This window comes from Loktanella atrilutea, assembly GCF_900128995.1.
GTDB lineage: Bacteria > Pseudomonadota > Alphaproteobacteria > Rhodobacterales > Rhodobacteraceae > Loktanella > Loktanella atrilutea.
This window is the reverse complement of sequence record NZ_FQUE01000001.1, coordinates 972671-992530: the sequence shown is the minus strand read 5'-3', so window position 1 is coordinate 992530 and position 19860 is coordinate 972671. Positions and strand designations below refer to the sequence as shown.

Sequence of the window (19860 nt, the reverse complement as noted above, 5' to 3'; positions counted from 1 at the left end):
GTTCAGGTGCGCTTGCGCGTCAGCAGGAAGAAGGCGGTCAGCAGGACCACCGTCAGCAGCAGCAGCAGGGTCGAGATCGCGTTGACCTCTGCGCTGACCGACCGCCTGATCTGCGCCAGCATGTAGGTGGGCAGCGTATCCTGCCCGGCGGATTTCACGAAGAGCGTGATCACCACATCGTCGAGTGAGGTTACGAAAGCCAGCATCAGCCCCGCGATGGCGCCCGGCATCACCAGCGGCAGGGTGACATGGCGGAACGTCTGCCAGCGGGTCGCGTAAAGGTCTGCGCTCGCGGTCTCGAGGCTCAGGTCCATGCCTTCCAGCCGGGCGCGGATCGGCAGGTAGGCGAAGGGAATGCAGAAGGCGGCGTGGGCGAGGATCAGGTAGCCGAGGCCCTGATAGCCGGTGGCGACCTTGATCGACGAGAAAAAGATCAGCAGCGCCACGGCGGTCACGATTTCCGGCACCATCAGCGGCTGGTTGATCATCAGGTAGACGAAGCTTTGCCCCCGCGTCTGCCGGCGGCGCGTCGTCCCGAGGGCGGCCATCGTCGCGACCGTCGTGGCGATGATCGCGGCGCAGGTGGCGATCTGCAGGGACCGCCATGTGGCCTGCTTCACCGCTTCGTTCGCCCAGGCCTCGGGGTACCAGCGCAGAGAGAAACCTTCCCAGATTGCGACGTTGTCGCCGGCGTTGAACGAGAAGATCACCAGCATCGCGATCGGCAGATACAGCAGCACGAAGATCGTCACGGCGATTGTGGCAAAGCCGGGCAGGCGGGCGATGTCGAAGCTGCGGTCAGCCATGGGACTTACCCTCGCTGCCGGTGGCAAAGCGCGTATAGACGATCAGTGCGAGGCTGACGACGACCAGCAGCACGACCGACAGGGCGGCCCCAAGCGGCCAGTTGCGGCCCTGCCCGAACTGCAGCTCGATGAAGTTGCCGATCATCATGTTGCGCCCGCCGCCCAGGATGCGCGGCGTCACGTAGGCGCCAAGGGCGGGAATGAACACGAGGATCGAGCCCGAGATGATGCCCGGCTTTACCACCGGCACAATGACGTGGCGCAAGAGCTGCCAGCGGCTGGCGTAAAGGTCGTAGCCCGCCTGTAGCAGCCGCATGTCGAAGCGGTCGATGGCGGCGAACAGGGGCAGGACCATCAGCGGCAGGTAGACGTAGGTCATGCCGATGAAAACCGCGAAATCGGTGTACAGCATGACGATGGGCGTATCGATGATTCCGGTCCAGAGCAGAAAGGTATTCAGGAAACCTTCGTTGCGGATGATCTGGTTGATCGCGAAGGTGCGGATCAGCAGGTTCGTCCAGAAGGGAATCGTGATCAGGAACAGTAGCGCCGTGCGCAGCCCCGGGCTGCGGGTGGCGATGAACCATGCGGTAGGAAAGCCGGTCAGGAAGGCGAAGAGCGTCGTCAGCAGCGCGAGCTTGGCCGAGCGCCAGAAGATCGACAGGTGCGCATCGGCGAAGGTGAGCGTGCCGTCGAAAATGTCGCGCTGCATGACGACGTTGAACCACGCCTTGAAGGACAGCGCCCATTCGACATTGCCGTACTGGCCCGGTTCCAGAAAGGAATAGACCAGCATGATCAGCAACGGACCCGTGGCCCCGACCGCCAGCAAGACCAGCGCCGGGGCCGACAGCCACCAGCCGCGGCGGGCGGCGGCGGTGACCTGCGGATCGGCGCTCATGCGGCCTTCGGCAGAAGGATCAGCGCGCCGGGCTCGAACTTCAGCGTGACCTCCGACCCCGGGTGCAGGCCGACGTCGCCCGAGGCGGGGCTTTGCAGGCGGACGGTGATTTCGGTGCCGTCGGCAAGTGCGACACGGCAATGGGTGTCGGTGCCGAAATAGACGGTCTGCGTCACCGTGGCGGGGATGCCGTCGCCCAGCGTGGCGCTGGTGATGCGGATCTGCTCTGGCCGGATCGCTGCAGTGACCTTGCCGGTCGCGGGGGCGCCGTCGGTCTGGCCGACCTCCATCCGTGGCCCCGCGTCCAGCGTGAAAACGTTGCCGTCCACCGTGCCGGTCAGGAAATTGGATTCGCCGATGAAGGACGCGACGAAGCGGTTGGCAGGCCGGGTATAGATCGTGCGCGGATCGCCGACCTGCAGCAGGTGACCGGACTGCATCACGCCGATCCGGTCGGACATGGTCAGCGCCTCTTCCTGATCGTGGGTGACGAAGACGAAGGTGATCCCGGTCTCGATCTGCAGCCGCTTCAGCTCGATCTGCATCTCCTTGCGCAGCTGCAGGTCCAGCGCCGACAGAGGTTCATCCAGCAGCAGCACCTTGGGGGAGGGGGCGAGCGCGCGGGCGAGGGCCACACGCTGTTGCTGCCCGCCCGACAACTGCCCCGGCTTGCGGTCGGCCATCGCATCGAGGCGCACCAGCGCCAGCATCCGGGTCACGGTCTCGCTGATCTCGGACTTGGGACGTCCCTGCATTTTCAGGCCGAAACCGATGTTGTCCGCGACGCTCAGGTGCGGAAACAGCGCGTAGGACTGAAAGACCGTGTTCACCGGGCGCAGGTTCGGCGGATCGAAGGTGATGTCGCTGCCGTGCAGCAGGATCTGCCCGGTCGTGGGGCTTTCGAACCCGGCGATGAGCTTCAGCAGGGTCGTCTTGCCGCAACCCGACGGGCCCAGCAAGGTGAAGAATTCCGACTTGCGGATACCGAGAGAGACCCCGTCCAGCGCCGTTACGGCGCCCGCCCCCTGACCGTAGACCTTTCGGGCGTCACGAACCTCTACGGCGGTGTCTTCTGGCATCGGCATCCTCCGGACTTTGCCTCAACAGAGCCAAAGACCGGGGGGATTGCAAGTCAGCTCCGGGTGAAACCTGCTCTTTCCGGCGGCAAACGATGAAACCATGGGCGCGCGCGTTCCAGATCGGCGCAAAGCGCCATCAGCACCTCGTCCGCGCCGAAGCGCGCCGCCAGATGGATGCCGATCGGCAGGCCCTCTGCCCAATAAAGCGGGACGGAGGCAGCAGGCTGGCCACTGGCGTTGAACGCCGCGGCATAGGGCGAATAGGGAAAGACCCGGTCCATACGGTAGCCGACGTAATCGGTCGCGTCGTGGGCCAGCCGTCCGATCGCGGCGGGCGGTTCCGCCAGCGTCGGCGTCAGCAGGATGTCGTAGTCCTGAAAGAACGCAGCCATCTGGCGGCCGTAGAGGTGGATGGTGTCGATGCAGGCGATGTAGTCGGCGCCGCTGATGGTCGCCGCATGGGCAATGGCGCCGCGCGTCACACCCTCCACATCGTCGTCGGCAAGGGGCCGGCCCAGCTTGCGCAGTTTCGTCTGGACGGATTCGGCGGTGCCGCAGGCGACGATGTCGGTCCAGGCCTGCATCATGGCGACGGTATCGGCCTGCGCCGGGCGGGCCGGTTCGACGTGGTGGCCCATGTCCGCCAGCAGGCGGGCGGCGTCGTGGACCGCATCGCGGCAGGTGTCGGTGATCGCCTCGCCGGTCAGCGTGGTGTCGCACAGCGCAATCCGCAGCGGCTGCACGGGACGGTCGATCGCCTGCATGAAGCTGCCGGACAGGGCAGGGGCGGCATAGGGCGCCCCAAGGTCGGGCCCGGCGCAGATGTCGGTCAGCAGCGCCGTGTCGCGGACGGATCGCGTCAGGAATCCCTCGATCGCCATGCCGGCCCAGCCTTCGCCGGCGTAGGGGCCGTCGGGCAGGCGCGCACGGGTCGCCTTGAACCCGAAGAGACCGCAGTTCGACGCAGGCACCCGCACCGATCCGCCGCCATCGGACCCATGTGCCGCCGGCACGATCCCCGCTGCCACCGCCGCCGCCGCCCCGCCTGACGATCCGCCGGGCGTGCGGTCGAGGTTCCATGGATTGCGGGTGGGACCGCCGTAGACCACAGCCTCCGTCGCCGTGCCGATGCCCATTTCCGGCGCCGTGGTACGGGCGAATGGCACCAGACCCGCCCCCGCCAGCCGGTCGAACATGGCAGAGTTGCGGGTGTAGGTCGTGCTTTTGAACAGCCGCGATCCGACGTCGCAGGGGTAGTCCACCGCCTCGCAGCCCAGATCCTTCAGCAGGAAGGGCACGCCGCGCAGAGGGCCATCGGGCAGGCCGTCCGCGATGCGGCGCCGCGCCGCGTCCTCTGCCATGTTCACCACCGCGTTGATCGCGGGATTGACGGCCGAGGTGCGGGCCAGTGCGGTATCCAGCAACGCCGTCGGGCTCACCTCGCCCTGAGCCACGAGGGCGGCGAGGCCGATGGCGTCATAAGTGTCGTAATCGTCCATCATGCGGTCTTCCGTCGTAAGGGTCACGCCTGATAGCGGCGCAGCAAGCGCTCCAGCGCGGCGTCGGAGAACGGCTTTTCCAGCCGCTCGGTGATCAGGGCGTGGCCGCCCTCCGGCATGTCGGCATAGCCTGTCGCAAGGATGATCGGCATGTCGGGGCGGGTGTCCCGGATGCGGCGGGCCAGATCGACGCCTGTCATCTTGGGCATCGCCTGATCGGTCAGCACGAGGTCGATGTCTGGGCGTTCCGCGAGAATGTCGAGGGCGGCAGCGCCGGAATGGGCGGACAGGACCTCGTGACCCAGATCCTCCAGCACGCCGACGGTGCCCAGCGAAACCAGAACGTCGTCGTCGACGGCGAGGATGACCAGCCGCGGCTTTTGCAGCGTCGCGTCGTCGGGGGCGGGGGCAGACAGGTCCGGGATGCTGACCGCGGCACTCGGCGCTGCCGCGGGCAGGTACAGCGTGGCCGTGGTGCCGACGCCGACGCGACTGTCGAGGGTGAAGGTGCCCCCCGACTGGACCGCGAGGCCATGCACCATCGACAGGCCGAGGCCGGTGCCCTTGCCGACGCCCTTGGTGGTAAAAAAGGGCTCTGCCGCATGGGCCAGCGTCGTGTCGTCCATGCCGCAGCCGGTGTCGGAGACCGCGACGCGCACGTAGGACCCGGGCTTCAGGTCCGGCCGGTCGCGCCCGTCCGCCGCGTCGACGGTGATGGTCAGATGCCCCGCGCCGTCCATCGCGTCGCGACCGTTTACGGCGAGGTTCAGCAGCGCCATCTCGAACTGGTTCAGGTCGATGTCCGCCAGCGGCAGATCGGGGGCCACGGAAATGCCGACCTCGATCTGCGGGCCGATGCTGCGACGGATCAGGTCGGTCATGCCCGGGATGGCAGCCCCCATGTCGACGGCGACGGAATGCAGGTCCTGCTTGCGGGCGAATGCCAGCATCCGCTGCGTCAGGGCCGCGCCGCGTTCGATCGCATGGGTCGCGTTGCCGATCAGCGCCAGCGTCCGGTCATCGGCTTGCCCCAGATGGCGGCGCAGCAGGTCGAGGCTGGCGCGGGTCGCCATCAGCAGGTTGTTGAAGTCATGGGCCACGCCGCCCGTCAGTTGGCCGATCATCTCGAGTTTCTGGCTTTGCCGCAGGGCGGCCTCGGTCGCCGCGAGTCGCTCGGCCCGCGCGATCCGTTCGGTCACGTCGCGGCCCACCGCATAGACCTGACCGTCCTGCGCCGAGGCGGTCCAGGCGAACCAGCGGTAGCTGCCGTCGGCGTGACGCAGCCGGAACTCGAAGGGATCGGTGAGCGGTGTATCGAAGACGGTCGCGAAGGTCTCGGCGGTGCGGGTGACGTCGTCGGGGTGGGTCAGGGTCAGGAAGTCGCGGCCCAGCGTGTCCCCGATCGACCAGCCCAGGATGCGGGTCCAGGCGCTGTTCAGCCGGTCGAGCGTCGCATCCGCGTTCACCACGGCGATCAGGTCGACGGTCATGTCCCAGGCGACATCACGCTGACGGGTCAGGTCGGTGACCGTCGCCTCGCGGGCGCGCACCTCATCGTCGATGTCGGTGCAGGTCCCGTACCAGCGCAGGATCGTGCCGTCGGGCGCCCGCACGGGCTGCGCCCGGCCAAGCACCCAGCGGTACTGGCCGGAATGGTGCCGCAGGCGGTATTCGATCTCGTAGATTTCGCCGGTAACAAGCGACTGGCGCCATACCTTCCACGCGTGGTCCTGATCCTCGGGATGGAACATGCCGTTCCATGCCTCGCCGTCCGTCGATCCTTCCGGCATCCCGGTGAATTCGTACCAACGACGGTTATAATAGTCGTGAAAGCCGTCCGGGCGCGTGGACCAGATCATCTGGTCGACCGAATCGGCAATGGCGTGGAATTTGGCCTCGCTGTCGCGGAGCTCCGCTTCTCTCTGCCGCAGGGCGGCCAGTTGCGCCCGCGACTGGTGCTGGCGACGGCGGGCGATCAGGGCGGTCCGCACCGCACGCGCCAGATCGTCGGGGCAGACCGGATGCGGCAGGCGCACTGCCGTGGCCAGACGACCGGCGTCGAGGCCCGATCCCGCAGGCCCGGTCTGTCCGGCAAGCAGGATGACGGGCACGTCCGACCAGGACGGCTGCCGGTCCAGCGCGGCCAAGAGCGCTGCACGATCCGAGGGGTCCAGACCATCCTCCGACACCAGCACCACGTCGATGCAGGTATCCAGCGCCTCGGCCAGCGCCGCGACGGTCGCATGGTGGACCGTGGGAATGTTCAGGTCTGACAGCATGCGGACGAGTCCCTCCGCCTGCTGCGCGTCGGTGGCCAGTATCGCGATCGTCGGCCCGTCCGGGCCGGCGTCACGTGTTGAAAACGTGTCGAGATCGGTCAACTGTCGTCTTTCGGATCATCGCGGGGGCGGTGCGTTGCGTCGTGCGGCGACCATAGCGGGTTGGCCGGCGGATCGTAAGATGCAGAAAGCGACGGCGCAGGGGAATGGCTGCCGGGGTAGGGCGCGCATGGACCAAGGGCGCTGGTCTAAGGGTCAGGCGAGCCGGGGGGCCAGCCCCTCGGACCCCCCGAGGTATTTGTGACGAGAAGAAGAGGGCCGGTCGCGCTGCGTCCAGCGTCGGTTTGGTCACCGAAAGATGGGGACCGCCAGTGAGGCAGGTCCGTTCCGCATGTACGACGCTCTGTCTTGACGAAGGCCGCGCCGGGATGACGCGGCCCTCAGGCTTTTCGAGGGGTGCGGCGGTTCAGGACGCCTTGGCCAAGTCGCGCAGCACGTAGTGCAGCACACCGCCGTGCTCGATGTACTCGATCTCGATCGCGGTATCGATGCGGCACTTGATGTCGATGTCCTTGGTGGACCCGTCGGCCATCGTGATGTGCGCCTTCACCACTTCCAGCGGCTTGATCGTGTCGAGGCCGTCGATGCTGACGGTCTCCTCACCGGTCAGGCCCAGCGTCTTGCGGGTGTCGCCGCCCGTGAACTCGAACGGAATGACGCCCATGCCGACGAGGTTGGACCGGTGAATCCGCTCGAAGTTCTCGGCGATGACCGCCTTCACGCCCAGCAGCGCCGTTCCCTTGGCCGCCCAGTCGCGGGAAGAGCCCGCGCCATACTGTTCGCCGGCAAAGATCACCAACGGCGTGCCCTGTTCCTCGTAGGCCATGGCAGCGTCGAAGATCGAGGTCTGCTGGCCGTCCGGCCCCTTGGTGTAGCCGCCCTCGACCCCGTCCAGCATCTCGTTGCGGATGCGGATGTTGGCGAAGGTGCCACGCATCATCACCTCGTGGTTGCCGCGGCGCGAGCCGTAGGAGTTGAACTCGCGCACCGGCACCTGGTGTTCGTTCAGGTATTTGCCGGCGGGGCTGCTTTCCTTGAACGACCCGGCGGGGCTGATGTGGTCGGTCGTGACCATGTCGCCCAGCACTGCCAGCACCTTCGCGTCCTTGATGTTGTGGATCGTGCCGGCGTCCTTCGACATGTCCCGGAAATAGGGCGGGTTCTGGACATAGGTCGACTGCGGCGGCCAGTTGTAGGTCTCGGAGTCCGTGACCTCGACCGCCTGCCAACGTTCGTCACCCTTGAAGACGTCGGCGTATTTCGACTGGAACGCCGCGCGGGTCACGGTCTGCTCGACAAGGTCCGCGATTTCCTTCTGGGACGGCCAGATATCCTTGAGGAAGACATCGTTGCCGTCCTTGTCCTGGCCCAGCGGGTCCTTCGTGATGTCGACGTTCATGTCGCCCACGAGGCTGTAGGCCACCACAAGCGGCGGGGAGGCGAGGTAGTTCGCCCGCACGTCAGGGCTGATACGGCCCTCGAAGTTGCGGTTGCCCGACAGGACCGACACGCCGATCACGTCGTAGTCGTTGATCGCCTTGCTGATCGCCGGGTCGAGCGGGCCGGAGTTGCCGATGCAAGTCGTGCAGCCGTAGCCCACGAGGTTGAAGTCGAGCGCGTCCAGATCCTCCTGCAGGCCTGCGGCCTCCAGATACTCTGTCACGACCTGCGACCCGGGAGCGAGCGAGGTCTTGACCCAGGGCTTGCGGGTCAGACCGAGGGAGCGCGCCTTGCGGGCCACAAGGCCGGCACCGATCATCACGTAGGGGTTCGACGTGTTGGTGCAGGAGGTGATCGAGGCGATCACGATGCTGCCGTCGTGGATCTGGTAGTTGCCGTCATCCGTGGCCACGTAGCCCCGCTGGTGGTGGCCCTCGTCGCCGGGGATGTCGCGCGGTTCGGGCTGGCCGCCCTCACCCTCCCAGCGGACTTCCGCGTTCTTCGTGACATCCTTGCCGGCGCGCACGCCCTTGACATATTCGCCGAAGGCGCTGCCCGCCTTGTCGAGGTCGATGTGGTCCTGCGGCCGCTTGGGACCGGAGATTGCGGGCACGACCGTGCCCATGTCCAGTTCCAGCGTGTCGGTGTAGGTCGGCGCGTAGTCCGCCCCGCGCCAGAAGCCGTTCTCCTTGGCATAGGCTTCGACCAGCGCGATGCGGTCCTCGTCGCGGCCGGTCAGGCGCAGATACTTCAGTGTCTCGTCGTCGATCGGGAAGTAACCGCAGGTGGCACCGTATTCCGGGGCCATGTTGCCGATCGTGGCGCGGTCGGCCAGCGGCAGGTGGTCGAGGCCGGGGCCGTAGAATTCCACGAACTTGTTGACGACGCCCTTCTTGCGCAGCATCTCGACCACGCGCAGGACGAGGTCAGTGGCGGTGGTGCCTTCGGTCATCGCGCCGGTCAGCTTGAAGCCCACGACTTCCGGGATCAGCATCGAGATCGGCTGGCCCAGCATCGCGGCCTCGGCCTCGATCCCGCCGACGCCCCAGCCAAGGACGGCGAGGCCGTTGACCATCGTCGTGTGACTGTCGGTGCCGACGAGGGTGTCGGGATAGGCGATCATCTCGCCGTTCTGGTCGGTATCGGTCCAGACGGTCTGGGCCAGGTATTCAAGGTTCACCTGATGGCAGATGCCGGTGCCCGGGGGGACGACCCGGAAATTGTTGAAGGCGTTCTGGCCCCATTTCAGGAACTGGTAGCGTTCCATGTTCCGCTCGTACTCGCGGTCGACGTTCATCTGAAACGCGCGGGGGTTGCCGAATTCGTCGATCATCACCGAGTGGTCGATCACGAGGTCGACCGGGTTCAGCGGGTTGATCTGCTGCGCGTCGCCACCCAGTGCAACGATCCCGTCGCGCATGGCGGCGAGGTCGACGACGGCCGGCACGCCGGTGAAGTCCTGCATCAGCACGCGGGCGGGGCGGTATGCGATCTCGATCGGGTTCTTGCCACCCTGCTCGGCCCACTTGGCGAAGGCCTTGATGTCGTCGGTGGTGACGGTCTTGCCGTCTTCGAACCGCAGCATGTTTTCCAGCACGACCTTCAGCGCGGCGGGCAGCTTGCTGAAATCGCCCAGACCGGCCTTGGTGGCCGCGTCGATGGAATAATAGGCGACGGACTGGTCGCCCACTGTCAGGGTCTTGCGGGTCTGCGCGGTGTCTTTGCCGACGGTGACGGTCATGGCGGGTCCTTCAGGTTGAGGAAAGAGGGCTTGCATCGCTTTTGCCCCATGCCGCAGGTGCGATCAAGGGGCGATCCGATAAAATGTATGCAACGGTATACAATAAATGACCGACCTTGCGGGATGGTGTGCCAAAAGTCACGTTTTCGGATTGTCGCGATTGCTTGATTGGTCATTTCAGGGCGGCCTGTTTAGACGGATGCCATCATAACAACCCGGATGACACGTCAGATGCGCCATGCCTTCGCCGCCTTCGCCTTCGGTGCCCTTGTCGGAGCATCGCCTGTCGTGGCGCAGGACCGGGGCACGGTGGTCGAGCTCTTCACGTCGCAGGGATGTTCAAGCTGCCCGCCGGCGGACCGGATCCTTGCCCAACTGGCGGATCGGGACGATGTGATCGCGCTGGCGCTGCACGTCGACTACTGGGACTACATCGGCTGGGCCGACGATCTGGGCAATGCCGCCTTCACCCAGCGCCAGCGCGCCTATGCGCAGACCTGGGCAGCCCGGCAGGTCTATACGCCGCAGATGGTGGTGGCGGGGGTCGACGAATTCGTCGGCTCTCACCCCGTGGTGGCCATGGACCGCGTCGCAGCCCACCCTGCGGCGGCCGATCCGGTCCGGGTCGATCTGTCCCGTGCGGGTGACACGCTGACGATCACGGCAGAGGTGCAGGGTCCGGTGCCGCCGACGGCGCTGGTGCAGCTCGTGCGCTACGAGCCGGAGGTCGTGCGCGATATCGCCAAGGGTGAAAATGCGGGGCAGACCATCGTCTATCGCAACGTCGTCACCAGCTGGGCAGAGGTCGGCGCATGGTCGACGGAACAGCCGCTGCGGCTGGACGTCAGCGCGCCGGGCGACCAACCTGCGGTCGTGATCGTGCAGGACGGCGCCAGCGGCCCGATCCTCGGCGCGGTCCGCCTGCGCTAGGCCGGGTCGCGCCAGCGCCGGTGCACCCAGAACCACTGTGACGGGTCTGCTGTGACGCGGGCCGCGAGCCGGTCCGTCGCTTCTGTCATCATCGTGACCGGATCGCTGTGGGGGATCGGTGCCTCCACGGCGACGTCGAAGGACAGGCCGTCGGGCCTGCGGGTGCCGAAGTAGGGGATCAGAAGCGCGTCGAAGCGCAGCGCCATCTCTGCCGCGGCAAGGGACGTCAGCGCCGGGCGGCCGAGGAACGGGATCGGCGTCGCCCGAAAGACGTGCACGTCGAAGAGCAGCGTGCCCATGCCGCCGCCCTTGATGTGCCGGGCAAAGCCAATGGTGCCGCGCGATCCCTGGGCAAAGACCGGACCGCCCCAGCTGGTCATCGTCTCGCGGTAGTGGCTGTCGACGAATTCATTCGCCATCGGACGGTAGAGCCCGCCGATCGTCAGGCCGCCCTGGGTCAGGACGTGCCGCGGCACCTCGAAGTTGCCGAAGTGGCCGGTGACGAAGATCACGGGACGCCCTTCGGCCCGGGCCTGCGCCAGCGGTTCCAGCCCGTCACCGGTTGGCGTCGTGTCCGCCAGATGCGCGGCAAAGTCGCGGTTGGCGTAGTTTTCCATCAAGGTCCGGCCGAAGTTGTCGCAGACCCGGATCGCCAGATCGCGCCGGGTGGCGGCGTCCATGTCCGGATGGATCAGCGCCAGCTGGTTCATCGCGCGTCGCCGGTAGCCGGCAAGCGGTCCGGCGGCGCGGGCCATCACGGCGCCCATCGTCCTGACGCGGGTCTTGTAGGGCAGACGGTTCATCGACGCGATCAGCCCGCGCAGGATACGGTCCTGCAGCCATTCGCTGCGGCTGCCCTGCGGCGCGGCCTCTGAAACGTCGGTCTGGGTCATGGCCGTCAGGTAACGTCACGCCGCCGTTTTGGGAAGCCCCGTGCCGATCATGCTGTCGCGGGTCACGAGGGTCGCCAGCCGTGCCGCGTCCCAGCCGTCCGTGCCGGCAGGCCGCTGCGGCAGCACGATGTAACGCATGTCCGCAGTGCTGTCGTGGACGCGGACCTGCACATGTTCGGGCAGTGTCACGCCGAACTCTGCCAGCACGCGCCGCGGTTCGCGGACGGTGCGTGCGCGGTAGGCGCGGGACTTGTACCAGTCCGGCGGCAGGCCCAGCAGGTTGCGTGGATAGCAAGAACATAAGGTGCAGACGATGATGTTGTGCAGCGTGTCGGTGTTGGGCAGGGCGATCAGGTGCATCGGCCCAAGATCGAATCCCATTTCTTTCACCGTTGTCGTGCCGTCGGCAAGCAGCGCTGCGGCAAAGCCCGGATCGGTCCAGTAGCGCGCCACCACGGCGGCACCGTTGGCGGGGCTGCGGGCGTCCATCGCCTCGATCTGTGCCGCGATCCGGGCCGCCGTCAGCACGCCCTTGTCGATCAGCAGTTCCCTCACCGCGATTTCCATCGTTTGCCAATAGGACAGGCCGGTGTCCTGATCGGGCCGGTAGGGATGACCCGAGGGCGACAGGCCGTCATGGTCGTGGTCGTGATGATCGTGCGGCATCAGGCATCCTCCAGCCAATGGGCATAGATCTCGGCCTCCAGCGTGTCGCCGGGCGTGGCATCGGGCCAAAGGTCCGATGCGGCAAAGCGCACGCGGTAGAGGGGCAGGGGCGCGCCCGGCCTGCGATAGGCCAGATCTTCGGGATTTGGGAAGGGGCCGAGCACCCGCTCCACCGTGCCGATGTGCCCGCGCAGGTAGGCGGGGGTGCGGATGTGACCCGGCGGCGCCCAGTCGCGCACGCGCACCCGCGTGCCCGGTTCAGCGTGCAGCGGCGTCGGCATAGGTCTGTCCCCGCGCCTCGACCTCGGCCATGCGCTCCGCCAGTTCGGCGGTGGTGAAGGTGCCGGCCTCGATCAGGTTCTGGCTGATCGCGGCGATCCAGCGGTCATAGTAGCTGCGGCTGGCAAAGGCGTCCGGTCCCATATCCTCCAGCACGCGGCGCAACCCGTCCACGGTAAAGAGGCCAAGACCCGAGCACAGCACCATCAGTGCGTCCACGCGCTTTTCCCACAGGGCGAAGTCGTGGCTGGCGTCGGGCACCGGGCCGGCGGCTGTGCCGCCCATGTCGTGCCACCGGTGGGCGGGGTGGGTGTCATCTTGGATCATGGCGAAATGCTAGGACAGTTGAAGCATCCGGTCCAGTGGGTCGCGCGGCGCGGCGATAAAGCCTGCGCAACCGACGCGCGAAATAATTTGTGACCTGCGACATTTGCGCTAACATCACGGACAGGCAGGGATGTCCGTGCGACCTCGGGCGGTCCGACTGCACAGTATGTCAGGCCCGCACGGGCCGCAGAGACCGGAGGGGAAGATGAGAGATACCGCACCCAAGGCCCTTGGAATCCTGCTGATCGCCGCTGTTTTCGGCTTCATCGGCGGTGCCGTGGGCTTCGTCATGTACGGCTACGGGATCGCATGGTCGTTTTTCATCATGCTGATCGTTGGCACGATCGTTGCGGTGGCGCTGGCGCTGGGCTGGCGGGAGCCCAAGGTCCGCCCTATGGGCCATGGCATCGGCCCGGTGACACCGCGGCCCGCCTATGAAGGCGGCCGTGATCGGCCCGGCAGCCCTGCACCGCGCGCCGCGACAGGCGGCAGCGCGCCTGCCTCGTCCACGGCGTCAAGGGTCGCTGAAGCGGAGAACGCGCCTGCGACACCCACCCGCGCCCGGACGACGGACACCTCGACCGCCGGGTCGGACACGACCACGCCTGCGCAGCCCTACGACGTGTCCCATGGCGAGGCGGTAGTGCAGACGCCTTCCGGCGCGGCGGTGACGCATTCCGCCGGGGGTGCCAAGCCGGCGGAGCCTGCCACAGCACCCGCCGATGCGGCGCCGACCGATCGCACGGTCAAGCCATCTGCCCGGCTGGCAGGGCAGGAGGATCTGGCCGCGCGCAAAGGCAACTGGCGTTACACTGGCGACAGGGGCGCCTCTGAAGTCGAGGCCATGCCCGATGCCGACACCGGCGCCACCGCGCATCCGGGTGCGGCCGGCAGGTCCGAGGCGGAGGCCCGGCAACCCGGCGCATCGGCCGCCGACAAGCCGCCGGTTCTCTCGGCCCCGCGTGACGGCGGGCCGGATGACCTCAAGCAGATCAAGGGCGTCGGGCCGCGGCTGGAAGAGACCCTGCACGAGATGGGCATCTATCACTTCGACCAGATCGCCGCATGGTCAGCGACCGAGATCGCATGGATGGACGACAACCTGAAAGGCTTCAAGGGGCGGGTGACCCGCGACGACTGGATCCCGCAAGCGCGCACCCTTGCGGACGGCGGCGAGACGGAGTTCTCGCGTCGGGCTGACAGGGACGGTACCTACGACTCATGACGGACCGACAGGACATGGAATACGCGCGACAGGGGCGCATCGCCGCTGTCGTGATCGCGTCTGCCGGGGTACTGGCGATGCTGGCGCCCTGGATCGTGGCGCGGCTGGGGCTTGCGCCGAAATACGAGATCCTGATGTATCTGGTGTCGATGGCTGCGTTCATTTGGTCACTGGTTGTCACGCTCAGAATCTGGCAGAAGACCCGGCAATAGGGGTGTGTCGCCACATTCCCGCCGTCTGGGGGCTTGTCCCCCGCCCCAGCTTTCAAGGGATGATCCAATGCTGAAAGACCAGGACCGCATCTTCACCAACCTCTACGGGATGCACGACCGCACGCTGAAGGGCGCGCAGGCGCGTGGACACTGGGACGGAACGAAGGACATCCTGGGCAAGGGTGCCGCCTGGATCGTGGACGAGATGAAGGCGTCCGGTCTGCGCGGACGCGGCGGTGCCGGTTTCCCGACCGGGCTGAAGTGGTCCTTCATGCCCAAGGAAAGCGACGGGCGGCCCAGCTACCTTGTCGTGAACGCCGACGAATCGGAACCGGGCACCTGTAAGGACCGGGAGATCATGCGCCACGATCCGCACACGCTGATCGAAGGCTGCCTGATCGCCAGCTTCGCGATGCAGGCGCATGCCTGCTACATCTACATTCGCGGCGAATACATCCGCGAGAAAGAGGCGCTGCAGAACGCCATCGACGAAGCCTATGACGCCGGTCTGGTCGGCAAGAACGCCTGCGGCTCCGGCTGGGATTTCGACATCTACCTCGCCCACGGCGCCGGTGCCTATATCTGCGGCGAGGAAACCGCGTTGCTCGAAAGCCTCGAAGGCAAGAAGGGCATGCCGCGGATGAAGCCGCCGTTCCCGGCGGGGGCGGGCCTCTATGGTTGCCCGACCACGGTGAACAACGTGGAATCCATCGCCGTCGTGCCGACGATCCTGCGCCGCGGCGGCGCCTGGTTTGCAGGCATGGGGCGGCCCAACAACGCGGGCACGAAGCTTTTCGCCATCTCCGGCCACGTCAACAACCCCTGCGTGGTCGAGGAGGAAATGTCGATCCCCTTCAAGGAGCTGATCGACAAGCATTGCGGCGGCATCCGCGGCGGGTGGAAGAACCTCAAGGCCGTTATTCCCGGCGGATCCTCCGTGCCCTGCCTGACGGCAGAACAGATGGAGGGAGCGATCATGGACTTCGACTGGCTGCGCGAACAGCGCTCTGGCCTTGGCACCGCGGCGGTGATCGTGATGGATCAGAGCACCGACATGATCAAGGCGATCTGGCGGCTGTCCAAATTCTACAAGCACGAAAGCTGCGGTCAGTGTACGCCCTGCCGCGAAGGCACCGGCTGGATGATGCGCGTGATGGAACGGCTGGTTCACGGCAACGCCAGCGTCGAAGAAATCGACATGCTGCTCGACGTGACCAAACAGGTCGAAGGCCACACCATCTGCGCGCTGGGCGACGCCGCCGCATGGCCGATCCAAGGCCTGATCCGCAACTTCCGCGGAGAGATCGAAGACCGGATCAAGCACAAGCGCGCTCCGATCGCGGCGGAATAGGCGGCTGTTGCAGGCCCGTTGAACCTTTGCGACCGGCGGAAATCCGCCGGGACAGGCTGGCTGAAACGACACGCCTTGGGGTCCATGACCTCCGGCCGGATCGACAAGCCTGCATCGCGCTTTCATCCTGACCGCAGCACGGGCGTGATCGCCGGTGCCAGTGTGGCGGGCGGTGGCCCAGTCGGTCCGGCCGCACTTTTCGCATCGACCGGGTCAAAAGGATGAAGCTGATGAAATTCGTGATGATGGCCGCCGTTCTCGTCGCCGCCTCTGCCTGCGCCAAGAAACCGGAACCGATGGAACCGATGATGGTCGCACCGGTGCAGGAACCCGTCTACGACACCACCTCCAAGTAACTGCAAAGGGTGCCGCATGCCCATTGCGGAATTCAACTTCGGCACCCTGAAGCATCCGTTCGGCGATCCGCGCATCGCGGATTTCGAGACGGCCATCGGACGGGTCAATGCACTGGCACAGCGCAGTCCGGGCTTCGTCTGGATGCTGGACGATGCCGGCATGGACGCCGTGCAGCGCGACCCGCAGGGACCGCTTTCGGATCGGCCGAACACCGCTTCGACGCTGTCTGTCTGGACGGACGCGGACAGCCTCTGGCGCTTCGTCCACCGGACGCTGCACAGTCGCTTCCTTGCCCGCGGGGCGGAGTGGTATGTGCGTGACGACCGCAGCCACCTCGTGATCTGGGACATTGCCGACGGTCACCGTCCCACGGTTGCGGAAGGCATGGCGCGCTGGCGCAACCTGCAGCGAAGTGGCGAGACGGACACCGTCTTCGGCGCGCGAGGCTTGCTTGACCGGATATCGCAATGACCCATCTGGCAGAACTGAACGTCGGGCGGCTGGTCGCCCCCACCGACGATCCTCGCGTGGCGGAGTTCATGGCGAACCTCGACCGGATCAATGGTCTGGGCAAGCGAATGCCGGGCTTCGTCTGGATGATGGAAGGCTCCGGCGCGCCGGGGACCGGCAACACCGAGGTCAAGATCGGCGGCGACCCGCAGTTCGTCAGCAACCTGACGGTCTGGCAGGACCTCGCCAGCCTAGACGCGTTCGTTCACAGGACGCTGCACGCCCGGTTCATGGGGCGCCGTCGGGAATGGTTCGAAATGATAACGGAGCTGCATTTCGTCATGTGGCCGGTCGCCGAAGGCCACAGGCCGACGCTGGACGAGGCGCTGTCGCGGCTGGACCTGCGCCGCCGCGACGGCGACACGGCGCAGGCCTTCGGCTGGGACTGGGCGCGGGCGAACCTTGCCTAGTCCTTCATGGTCTTCTTCAGCGTCTTTTTGTCGCCTTCGGTCATGTTCTCGGTGACATGGGCACTGGTATCGGCGGTATGATCCTCGTGCGCCTGACCGGTCTTGCGAAACTTCTCGGTCTGGGCGTCGGCGGTGTCGGCGGTCTTGTGCAGATCGGTCTTCTTCACGTCGGTCATGGCGGTCTCCTCCTCGATGACGCGTGGTCAACCCGTGGCGAGGCACGGCGGTTCCGGAACCCGATGCGGCACCGCCTTGTTAGGCACCGACCGGCGGGCGTTATTGCATAACCGGCAGGGTGCACCGATCTAGCACCCCAAGGGATGAAAACGTCCCGCAGACAGGAGCAGACACGATGCGCACTTCCCTATTCATCGCCGCGGCACTGGCCGCGAGCCTTGGCCAGACCGCACAGGCCGCCGGCCTCAAGGACGAGGCGGAGATTCGCGATGGCCTGCTGGTCGTCGGCATGGCCTACGAGATCAGCGAGAAGTGCGGCAGCATCGACGCCCGCAAGCTGCGCGGCATCACGACCCTGCTGAACCTGAAAAGCCGCGCCCGCGATCTGGGTTATTCGAGCGAGGAGATCGACACCTACGTCGACGACAAGGCCGAGAAGAAGCGCCTCGAGGGGATCGCACGGGCACAGCTTGTGCAGCTCGGCGTCGTTCCGGGCGAGGAAGAGACCTATTGCGCCGTCGGTCGCGACCAGATCGCGAAGGGCACGGGCGTCGGCCGGCTGCTGCGCTAGGCCGCAGGACTGGGGCCGAAAAAAGCGCCGCACCGTCTGGCATCCTTGCGGGCAAAGGGTTAGAACGCCACTCAAACGTCCGGACCTCGCGCCCGGGCAAGGGTCCGGAAGCCGGAGGCGTTCATGTCCGATCTGCGCAAAATCAACATCGATGGACAGGTGATCGAGGTCGAGGGGGCGATGACGCTCATCCAGGCCTGCGAGGTCGCCGGCATCGAGATTCCGCGCTTCTGCTACCACGAACGGCTAAGCATCGCGGGCAACTGCCGCATGTGTCTGGTCGAAGTTGTTGGCGGCCCGCCGAAGCCGACCGCAAGCTGCGCGATGCAGGTCAAGGACCTGCGTCCCGGCAAGGACGGCGAGCCGCCGGTGGTGAAGACCAACTCCCCCATGGTCAAGAAGGCCCGCGAGGGGGTGATGGAGTTCCTGCTCATCAACCACCCGCTGGATTGCCCGATCTGCGATCAGGGTGGCGAGTGCGACCTGCAGGATCAGGCGATGGCCTATGGTGTCGACTTCTCCCGTTTCCGCGAGCCCAAGCGCGCGACCGAGGACCTGAACCTTGGACCGCTGGTCGAGACGCACATGACGCGCTGCATTTCCTGCACCCGCTGCGTGCGCTTTACGACCGAGGTCGCCGGCATCCACCAGATGGGCCAGACCGGCCGGGGCGAGGATGCCGAGATCACGTCCTATCTGGGCGAGACGCTGTCCTCGAACATGCAGGGCAACATCATCGACCTGTGCCCGGTCGGCGCACTGGTCAGCAAACCCTACAGCTTCACCGCCCGTCCGTGGGAGCTGTCCAAGACCGAATCCATCGACGTGATGGATGCGCTGGGGTCCAACATCCGCGTCGACACCAAGGGTCGCGACGTCATGCGCATCCTGCCGCGCAACCACGACGGCGTGAACGAGGAGTGGATCAACGACAAGACCCGCTTCGTCTTCGATGGCCTGCGCCGCCAGCGTCTGGACACACCCTACATCCGCGAGAACGGCAAGCTGCGCAAAGCCGACTGGCCCGAGGCGCTCGCCAAGGTCGCATCCGCCATGAAGGGCAGGAAGGTCGCCGGCCTTGTCGGCGATCTGGCCCCGGTGGAGGCCGCATTTGCGCTGAAGCAGCTGATCGAGGGGCAGGGCGGTCACGTTGAATGCCGCACGGACGGCGCCAAACTGCCAATCGGCAACCGCAGCGGCTATGTCGGAACGGCGACCATCGCCGACATCGATCAGGCGACGATGATTCAGTTGATCGGCACCAACCCGCGCGCCGAGGCGCCCGTACTGAACAGCCGCATCCGCCGCGCGTGGAGCCGTGGCGCAGACATCGGCCTGATCGGCGAAGCCGTCGATCTGACCTATGACGCCTATCACATGGGCAGCGACCGCGCTGCATTGTCCAAGGTGCTGGACAACAAGTTCAGCAAGGTGCTGGAGCAGGAGTCGCTCGTCATCGTAGGGCAGGGCGCGCTGACCGGCGACGATGGCGCCGCCGTGCTGAGCAAGGCGATGACGCTGGCAGAGCGGACGAAATCCAGATTCCTGGTGCTGCACACCGCCGCGTCCCGCGTGGGTGCGATGGACGTCGGCGCCGTGACCGAGGGTGGCATGGAGGTCGCGCTGGACGGGGCAGAGGTCATCTTCAACATGGGTGCCGACGAGGTCGACATCGCACCCGGCGCCTTCGTGATTTATCAGGGCAGCCACGGCGACCGTGGCGCTCACCGCGCCGACGTGATCCTGCCCGCCGCGGCCTATACCGAGGAAAACGGCCTTTTCGTGAATACCGAAGGCCGCCCGCAGCTGGCCCTGCGCGCCAGCTTCCCGCCGGGACAGGCCAAGGAGAACTGGGCGATCCTGCGTGCGCTGAGCGCAGAGCTGGGTGCGACGCTGTCGTTCGATTCGCTGGCACAACTGCGTCGGAAGCTGATCGAGATGCATCCGCATCTGGGCAAGATCGACGTCGTTGCCGAAAACGACTGGACGCTGGCCGAAGGCGGCGATCTGGGGGACGGCGATTTCACCAATGCGGTCACCGACTTCTATCTCTCGAACCCGATCGCCCGCGCCTCGACCCTGATGGCGGAACTGAGCGCAAATGCAAAGATGCGCGTGATGGACAAGATCGCGGCGGAGTGATCCCG

Annotated in this window: 20 protein-coding genes; 9 read left to right on the top strand and 11 right to left on the bottom strand. The window is 66.3% G+C overall.

Annotated features, from left to right (window positions below):
- Positions 1-2 precede the first annotated feature (2 nt).
- The 6 genes from BUA54_RS04800 to acnA form a co-directional block, all read right to left on the bottom strand.
- Complete coding sequence (locus BUA54_RS04800; protein WP_072856013.1) at positions 3-806, bottom strand: ABC transporter permease; 804 nt, start codon at positions 804-806, stop codon at positions 3-5.
- Complete coding sequence (locus BUA54_RS04795) at positions 799-1707, bottom strand: ABC transporter permease (protein WP_072856012.1); 909 nt, start codon at positions 1705-1707, stop codon at positions 799-801. The genes BUA54_RS04800 and BUA54_RS04795 overlap by 8 nt, the downstream gene beginning before the upstream one ends.
- Positions 1704-2786, bottom strand: coding sequence for an ABC transporter ATP-binding protein (locus tag BUA54_RS04790; protein WP_072856011.1), 1083 nt, complete (start codon positions 2784-2786; stop codon positions 1704-1706). The genes BUA54_RS04795 and BUA54_RS04790 overlap by 4 nt, the downstream gene beginning before the upstream one ends.
- A gap of 53 nt (positions 2787-2839) precedes the next feature.
- Entirely contained in the window at positions 2840-4288 is a 1449-nt protein-coding gene (locus BUA54_RS04785; RefSeq protein WP_218588263.1) for an amidase, read from the bottom strand.
- 20 nt (positions 4289-4308) lie between these two features.
- Positions 4309-6666 carry a hybrid sensor histidine kinase/response regulator gene (locus tag BUA54_RS04780; protein ID WP_072856010.1) on the bottom strand — a complete coding sequence of 786 codons (2358 nt, stop codon included), beginning with the start codon at positions 6664-6666 and terminating at the stop codon, positions 4309-4311.
- A 364-nt stretch (positions 6667-7030) separates the two neighbouring features.
- On the bottom strand, positions 7031-9805 hold the full coding sequence (acnA, locus tag BUA54_RS04775; protein WP_072856009.1) for an aconitate hydratase AcnA: 2775 nt from the start codon (positions 9803-9805) through the stop codon (positions 7031-7033).
- Positions 9806-10036: 231 nt separating this feature from the next.
- Between acnA and BUA54_RS04770 the strand changes: the two genes are divergently transcribed.
- Entirely contained in the window at positions 10037-10735 is a 699-nt protein-coding gene (locus BUA54_RS04770) for a DUF1223 domain-containing protein (protein WP_072856008.1), read from the top strand.
- On the opposite strand, the gene BUA54_RS04765 is transcribed toward BUA54_RS04770, so the two are convergent.
- Genes BUA54_RS04765 through BUA54_RS21805 form a run of 4 tightly spaced genes read right to left on the bottom strand, consistent with a single transcriptional unit; the run spans position 10732 to position 12858 of the window.
- Positions 10732-11628, bottom strand: a complete 897-nt coding sequence (locus BUA54_RS04765; RefSeq protein WP_072856007.1) for a lysophospholipid acyltransferase family protein — start codon at positions 11626-11628, stop codon at positions 10732-10734. The genes BUA54_RS04770 and BUA54_RS04765 overlap by 4 nt on opposite strands.
- A 15-nt stretch (positions 11629-11643) precedes the next feature.
- Entirely contained in the window at positions 11644-12294 is a 651-nt protein-coding gene (gene nthA / locus BUA54_RS04760; RefSeq protein ID WP_072856006.1) for a nitrile hydratase subunit alpha, read from the bottom strand.
- Complete coding sequence (locus tag BUA54_RS21810; RefSeq protein ID WP_072856005.1) at positions 12294-12575, bottom strand: SH3-like domain-containing protein; 282 nt, start codon at positions 12573-12575, stop codon at positions 12294-12296. Before BUA54_RS21810 ends, nthA begins: the two co-directional genes overlap by 1 nt.
- Positions 12553-12858, bottom strand: coding sequence for an SH3-like domain-containing protein (locus BUA54_RS21805; protein ID WP_072856156.1), 306 nt, complete (start codon positions 12856-12858; stop codon positions 12553-12555). The genes BUA54_RS21810 and BUA54_RS21805 overlap by 23 nt, the downstream gene beginning before the upstream one ends.
- A gap of 247 nt (positions 12859-13105) precedes the next feature.
- Between BUA54_RS21805 and BUA54_RS21540 the strand changes: the two genes are divergently transcribed.
- The 6 genes from BUA54_RS21540 to BUA54_RS04725 all read left to right on the top strand — a co-directional run bounded on the left by BUA54_RS21540 (position 13106) and on the right by BUA54_RS04725 (position 16965).
- The gene (locus BUA54_RS21540) at positions 13106-14125 is read left to right on the top strand and encodes a hypothetical protein (protein ID WP_245810557.1); all 1020 of its coding nucleotides are present in this window, start codon (positions 13106-13108) and stop codon (positions 14123-14125) included.
- On the top strand, positions 14122-14337 hold the full coding sequence (locus BUA54_RS04740; RefSeq protein WP_072856004.1) for a DUF5337 domain-containing protein: 216 nt from the start codon (positions 14122-14124) through the stop codon (positions 14335-14337). Before BUA54_RS21540 ends, BUA54_RS04740 begins: the two co-directional genes overlap by 4 nt.
- Before the next feature lie 67 nt (positions 14338-14404).
- Entirely contained in the window at positions 14405-15688 is a 1284-nt protein-coding gene (gene nuoF, locus BUA54_RS04735; protein ID WP_072856003.1) for an NADH-quinone oxidoreductase subunit NuoF, read from the top strand.
- A gap of 230 nt (positions 15689-15918) precedes the next feature.
- A complete protein-coding gene (locus tag BUA54_RS21730; protein ID WP_281250631.1) occupies positions 15919-16044 on the top strand; it encodes a hypothetical protein in 126 nt (41 codons plus the stop codon).
- Positions 16045-16060: 16 nt separating this feature from the next.
- Positions 16061-16516, top strand: coding sequence for a DUF3291 domain-containing protein (locus tag BUA54_RS04730; protein ID WP_072856002.1), 456 nt, complete (start codon positions 16061-16063; stop codon positions 16514-16516).
- The gene (locus BUA54_RS04725) at positions 16513-16965 is read left to right on the top strand and encodes a DUF3291 domain-containing protein (RefSeq protein WP_072856001.1); all 453 of its coding nucleotides are present in this window, start codon (positions 16513-16515) and stop codon (positions 16963-16965) included. Before BUA54_RS04730 ends, BUA54_RS04725 begins: the two co-directional genes overlap by 4 nt.
- Here BUA54_RS04725 and BUA54_RS04720 read toward each other — a convergent pair.
- Entirely contained in the window at positions 16962-17141 is a 180-nt protein-coding gene (locus BUA54_RS04720; RefSeq protein ID WP_072856000.1) for a hypothetical protein, read from the bottom strand. The genes BUA54_RS04725 and BUA54_RS04720 overlap by 4 nt on opposite strands.
- 176 nt (positions 17142-17317) lie before the next feature.
- Between BUA54_RS04720 and BUA54_RS04715 the strand changes: the two genes are divergently transcribed.
- Positions 17318-17713: a DUF5333 domain-containing protein gene (locus tag BUA54_RS04715; RefSeq protein ID WP_072855999.1), complete on the top strand. Its 396-nt coding sequence runs from the start codon at positions 17318-17320 to the stop codon at positions 17711-17713.
- Between the two features lie 123 nt (positions 17714-17836).
- Entirely contained in the window at positions 17837-19855 is a 2019-nt protein-coding gene (gene nuoG, locus BUA54_RS04710; protein WP_072855998.1) for an NADH-quinone oxidoreductase subunit NuoG, read from the top strand.
- The last annotated feature ends 5 nt before the right edge of the window (positions 19856-19860 follow it).

What these genes read in the sequence shown, in the direction of transcription:
- nthA (WP_072856006.1), bottom strand. Translation starts at nt 12,294, where the DNA reads ATGCCGCACGATCATCACGACCACGACCATGACGGCCTGTCGCCCTCG.
- BUA54_RS04790 (WP_072856011.1), bottom strand. Translation starts at nt 2,786, where the DNA reads ATGCCAGAAGACACCGCCGTAGAGGTTCGTGACGCCCGAAAGGTCTAC.
- BUA54_RS04730 (WP_072856002.1), top strand. Translation starts at nt 16,061, where the DNA reads ATGCCCATTGCGGAATTCAACTTCGGCACCCTGAAGCATCCGTTCGGC.
- BUA54_RS04740 (WP_072856004.1), top strand. Translation starts at nt 14,122, where the DNA reads ATGACGGACCGACAGGACATGGAATACGCGCGACAGGGGCGCATCGCC.
- BUA54_RS21805 (WP_072856156.1), bottom strand. Translation starts at nt 12,858, where the DNA reads ATGGGCGGCACAGCCGCCGGCCCGGTGCCCGACGCCAGCCACGACTTC.
- BUA54_RS21730 (WP_281250631.1), top strand. Translation starts at nt 15,919, where the DNA reads ATGAAATTCGTGATGATGGCCGCCGTTCTCGTCGCCGCCTCTGCCTGC.
- nuoF (WP_072856003.1), top strand. Translation starts at nt 14,405, where the DNA reads ATGCTGAAAGACCAGGACCGCATCTTCACCAACCTCTACGGGATGCAC.
- BUA54_RS04765 (WP_072856007.1), bottom strand. Translation starts at nt 11,628, where the DNA reads ATGACCCAGACCGACGTTTCAGAGGCCGCGCCGCAGGGCAGCCGCAGC.
- BUA54_RS04715 (WP_072855999.1), top strand. Translation starts at nt 17,318, where the DNA reads ATGCGCACTTCCCTATTCATCGCCGCGGCACTGGCCGCGAGCCTTGGC.
- BUA54_RS04720 (WP_072856000.1), bottom strand. Translation starts at nt 17,141, where the DNA reads ATGACCGACGTGAAGAAGACCGATCTGCACAAGACCGCCGACACCGCC.
- acnA (WP_072856009.1), bottom strand. Translation starts at nt 9,805, where the DNA reads ATGACCGTCACCGTCGGCAAAGACACCGCGCAGACCCGCAAGACCCTG.
- BUA54_RS04800 (WP_072856013.1), bottom strand. Translation starts at nt 806, where the DNA reads ATGGCTGACCGCAGCTTCGACATCGCCCGCCTGCCCGGCTTTGCCACA.
- BUA54_RS21810 (WP_072856005.1), bottom strand. Translation starts at nt 12,575, where the DNA reads ATGCCGACGCCGCTGCACGCTGAACCGGGCACGCGGGTGCGCGTGCGC.
- BUA54_RS21540 (WP_245810557.1), top strand. Translation starts at nt 13,106, where the DNA reads ATGAGAGATACCGCACCCAAGGCCCTTGGAATCCTGCTGATCGCCGCT.
- BUA54_RS04785 (WP_218588263.1), bottom strand. Translation starts at nt 4,288, where the DNA reads ATGATGGACGATTACGACACTTATGACGCCATCGGCCTCGCCGCCCTC.
- BUA54_RS04795 (WP_072856012.1), bottom strand. Translation starts at nt 1,707, where the DNA reads ATGAGCGCCGATCCGCAGGTCACCGCCGCCGCCCGCCGCGGCTGGTGG.
- BUA54_RS04725 (WP_072856001.1), top strand. Translation starts at nt 16,513, where the DNA reads ATGACCCATCTGGCAGAACTGAACGTCGGGCGGCTGGTCGCCCCCACC.
- BUA54_RS04770 (WP_072856008.1), top strand. Translation starts at nt 10,037, where the DNA reads ATGCGCCATGCCTTCGCCGCCTTCGCCTTCGGTGCCCTTGTCGGAGCA.
- nuoG (WP_072855998.1), top strand. Translation starts at nt 17,837, where the DNA reads ATGTCCGATCTGCGCAAAATCAACATCGATGGACAGGTGATCGAGGTC.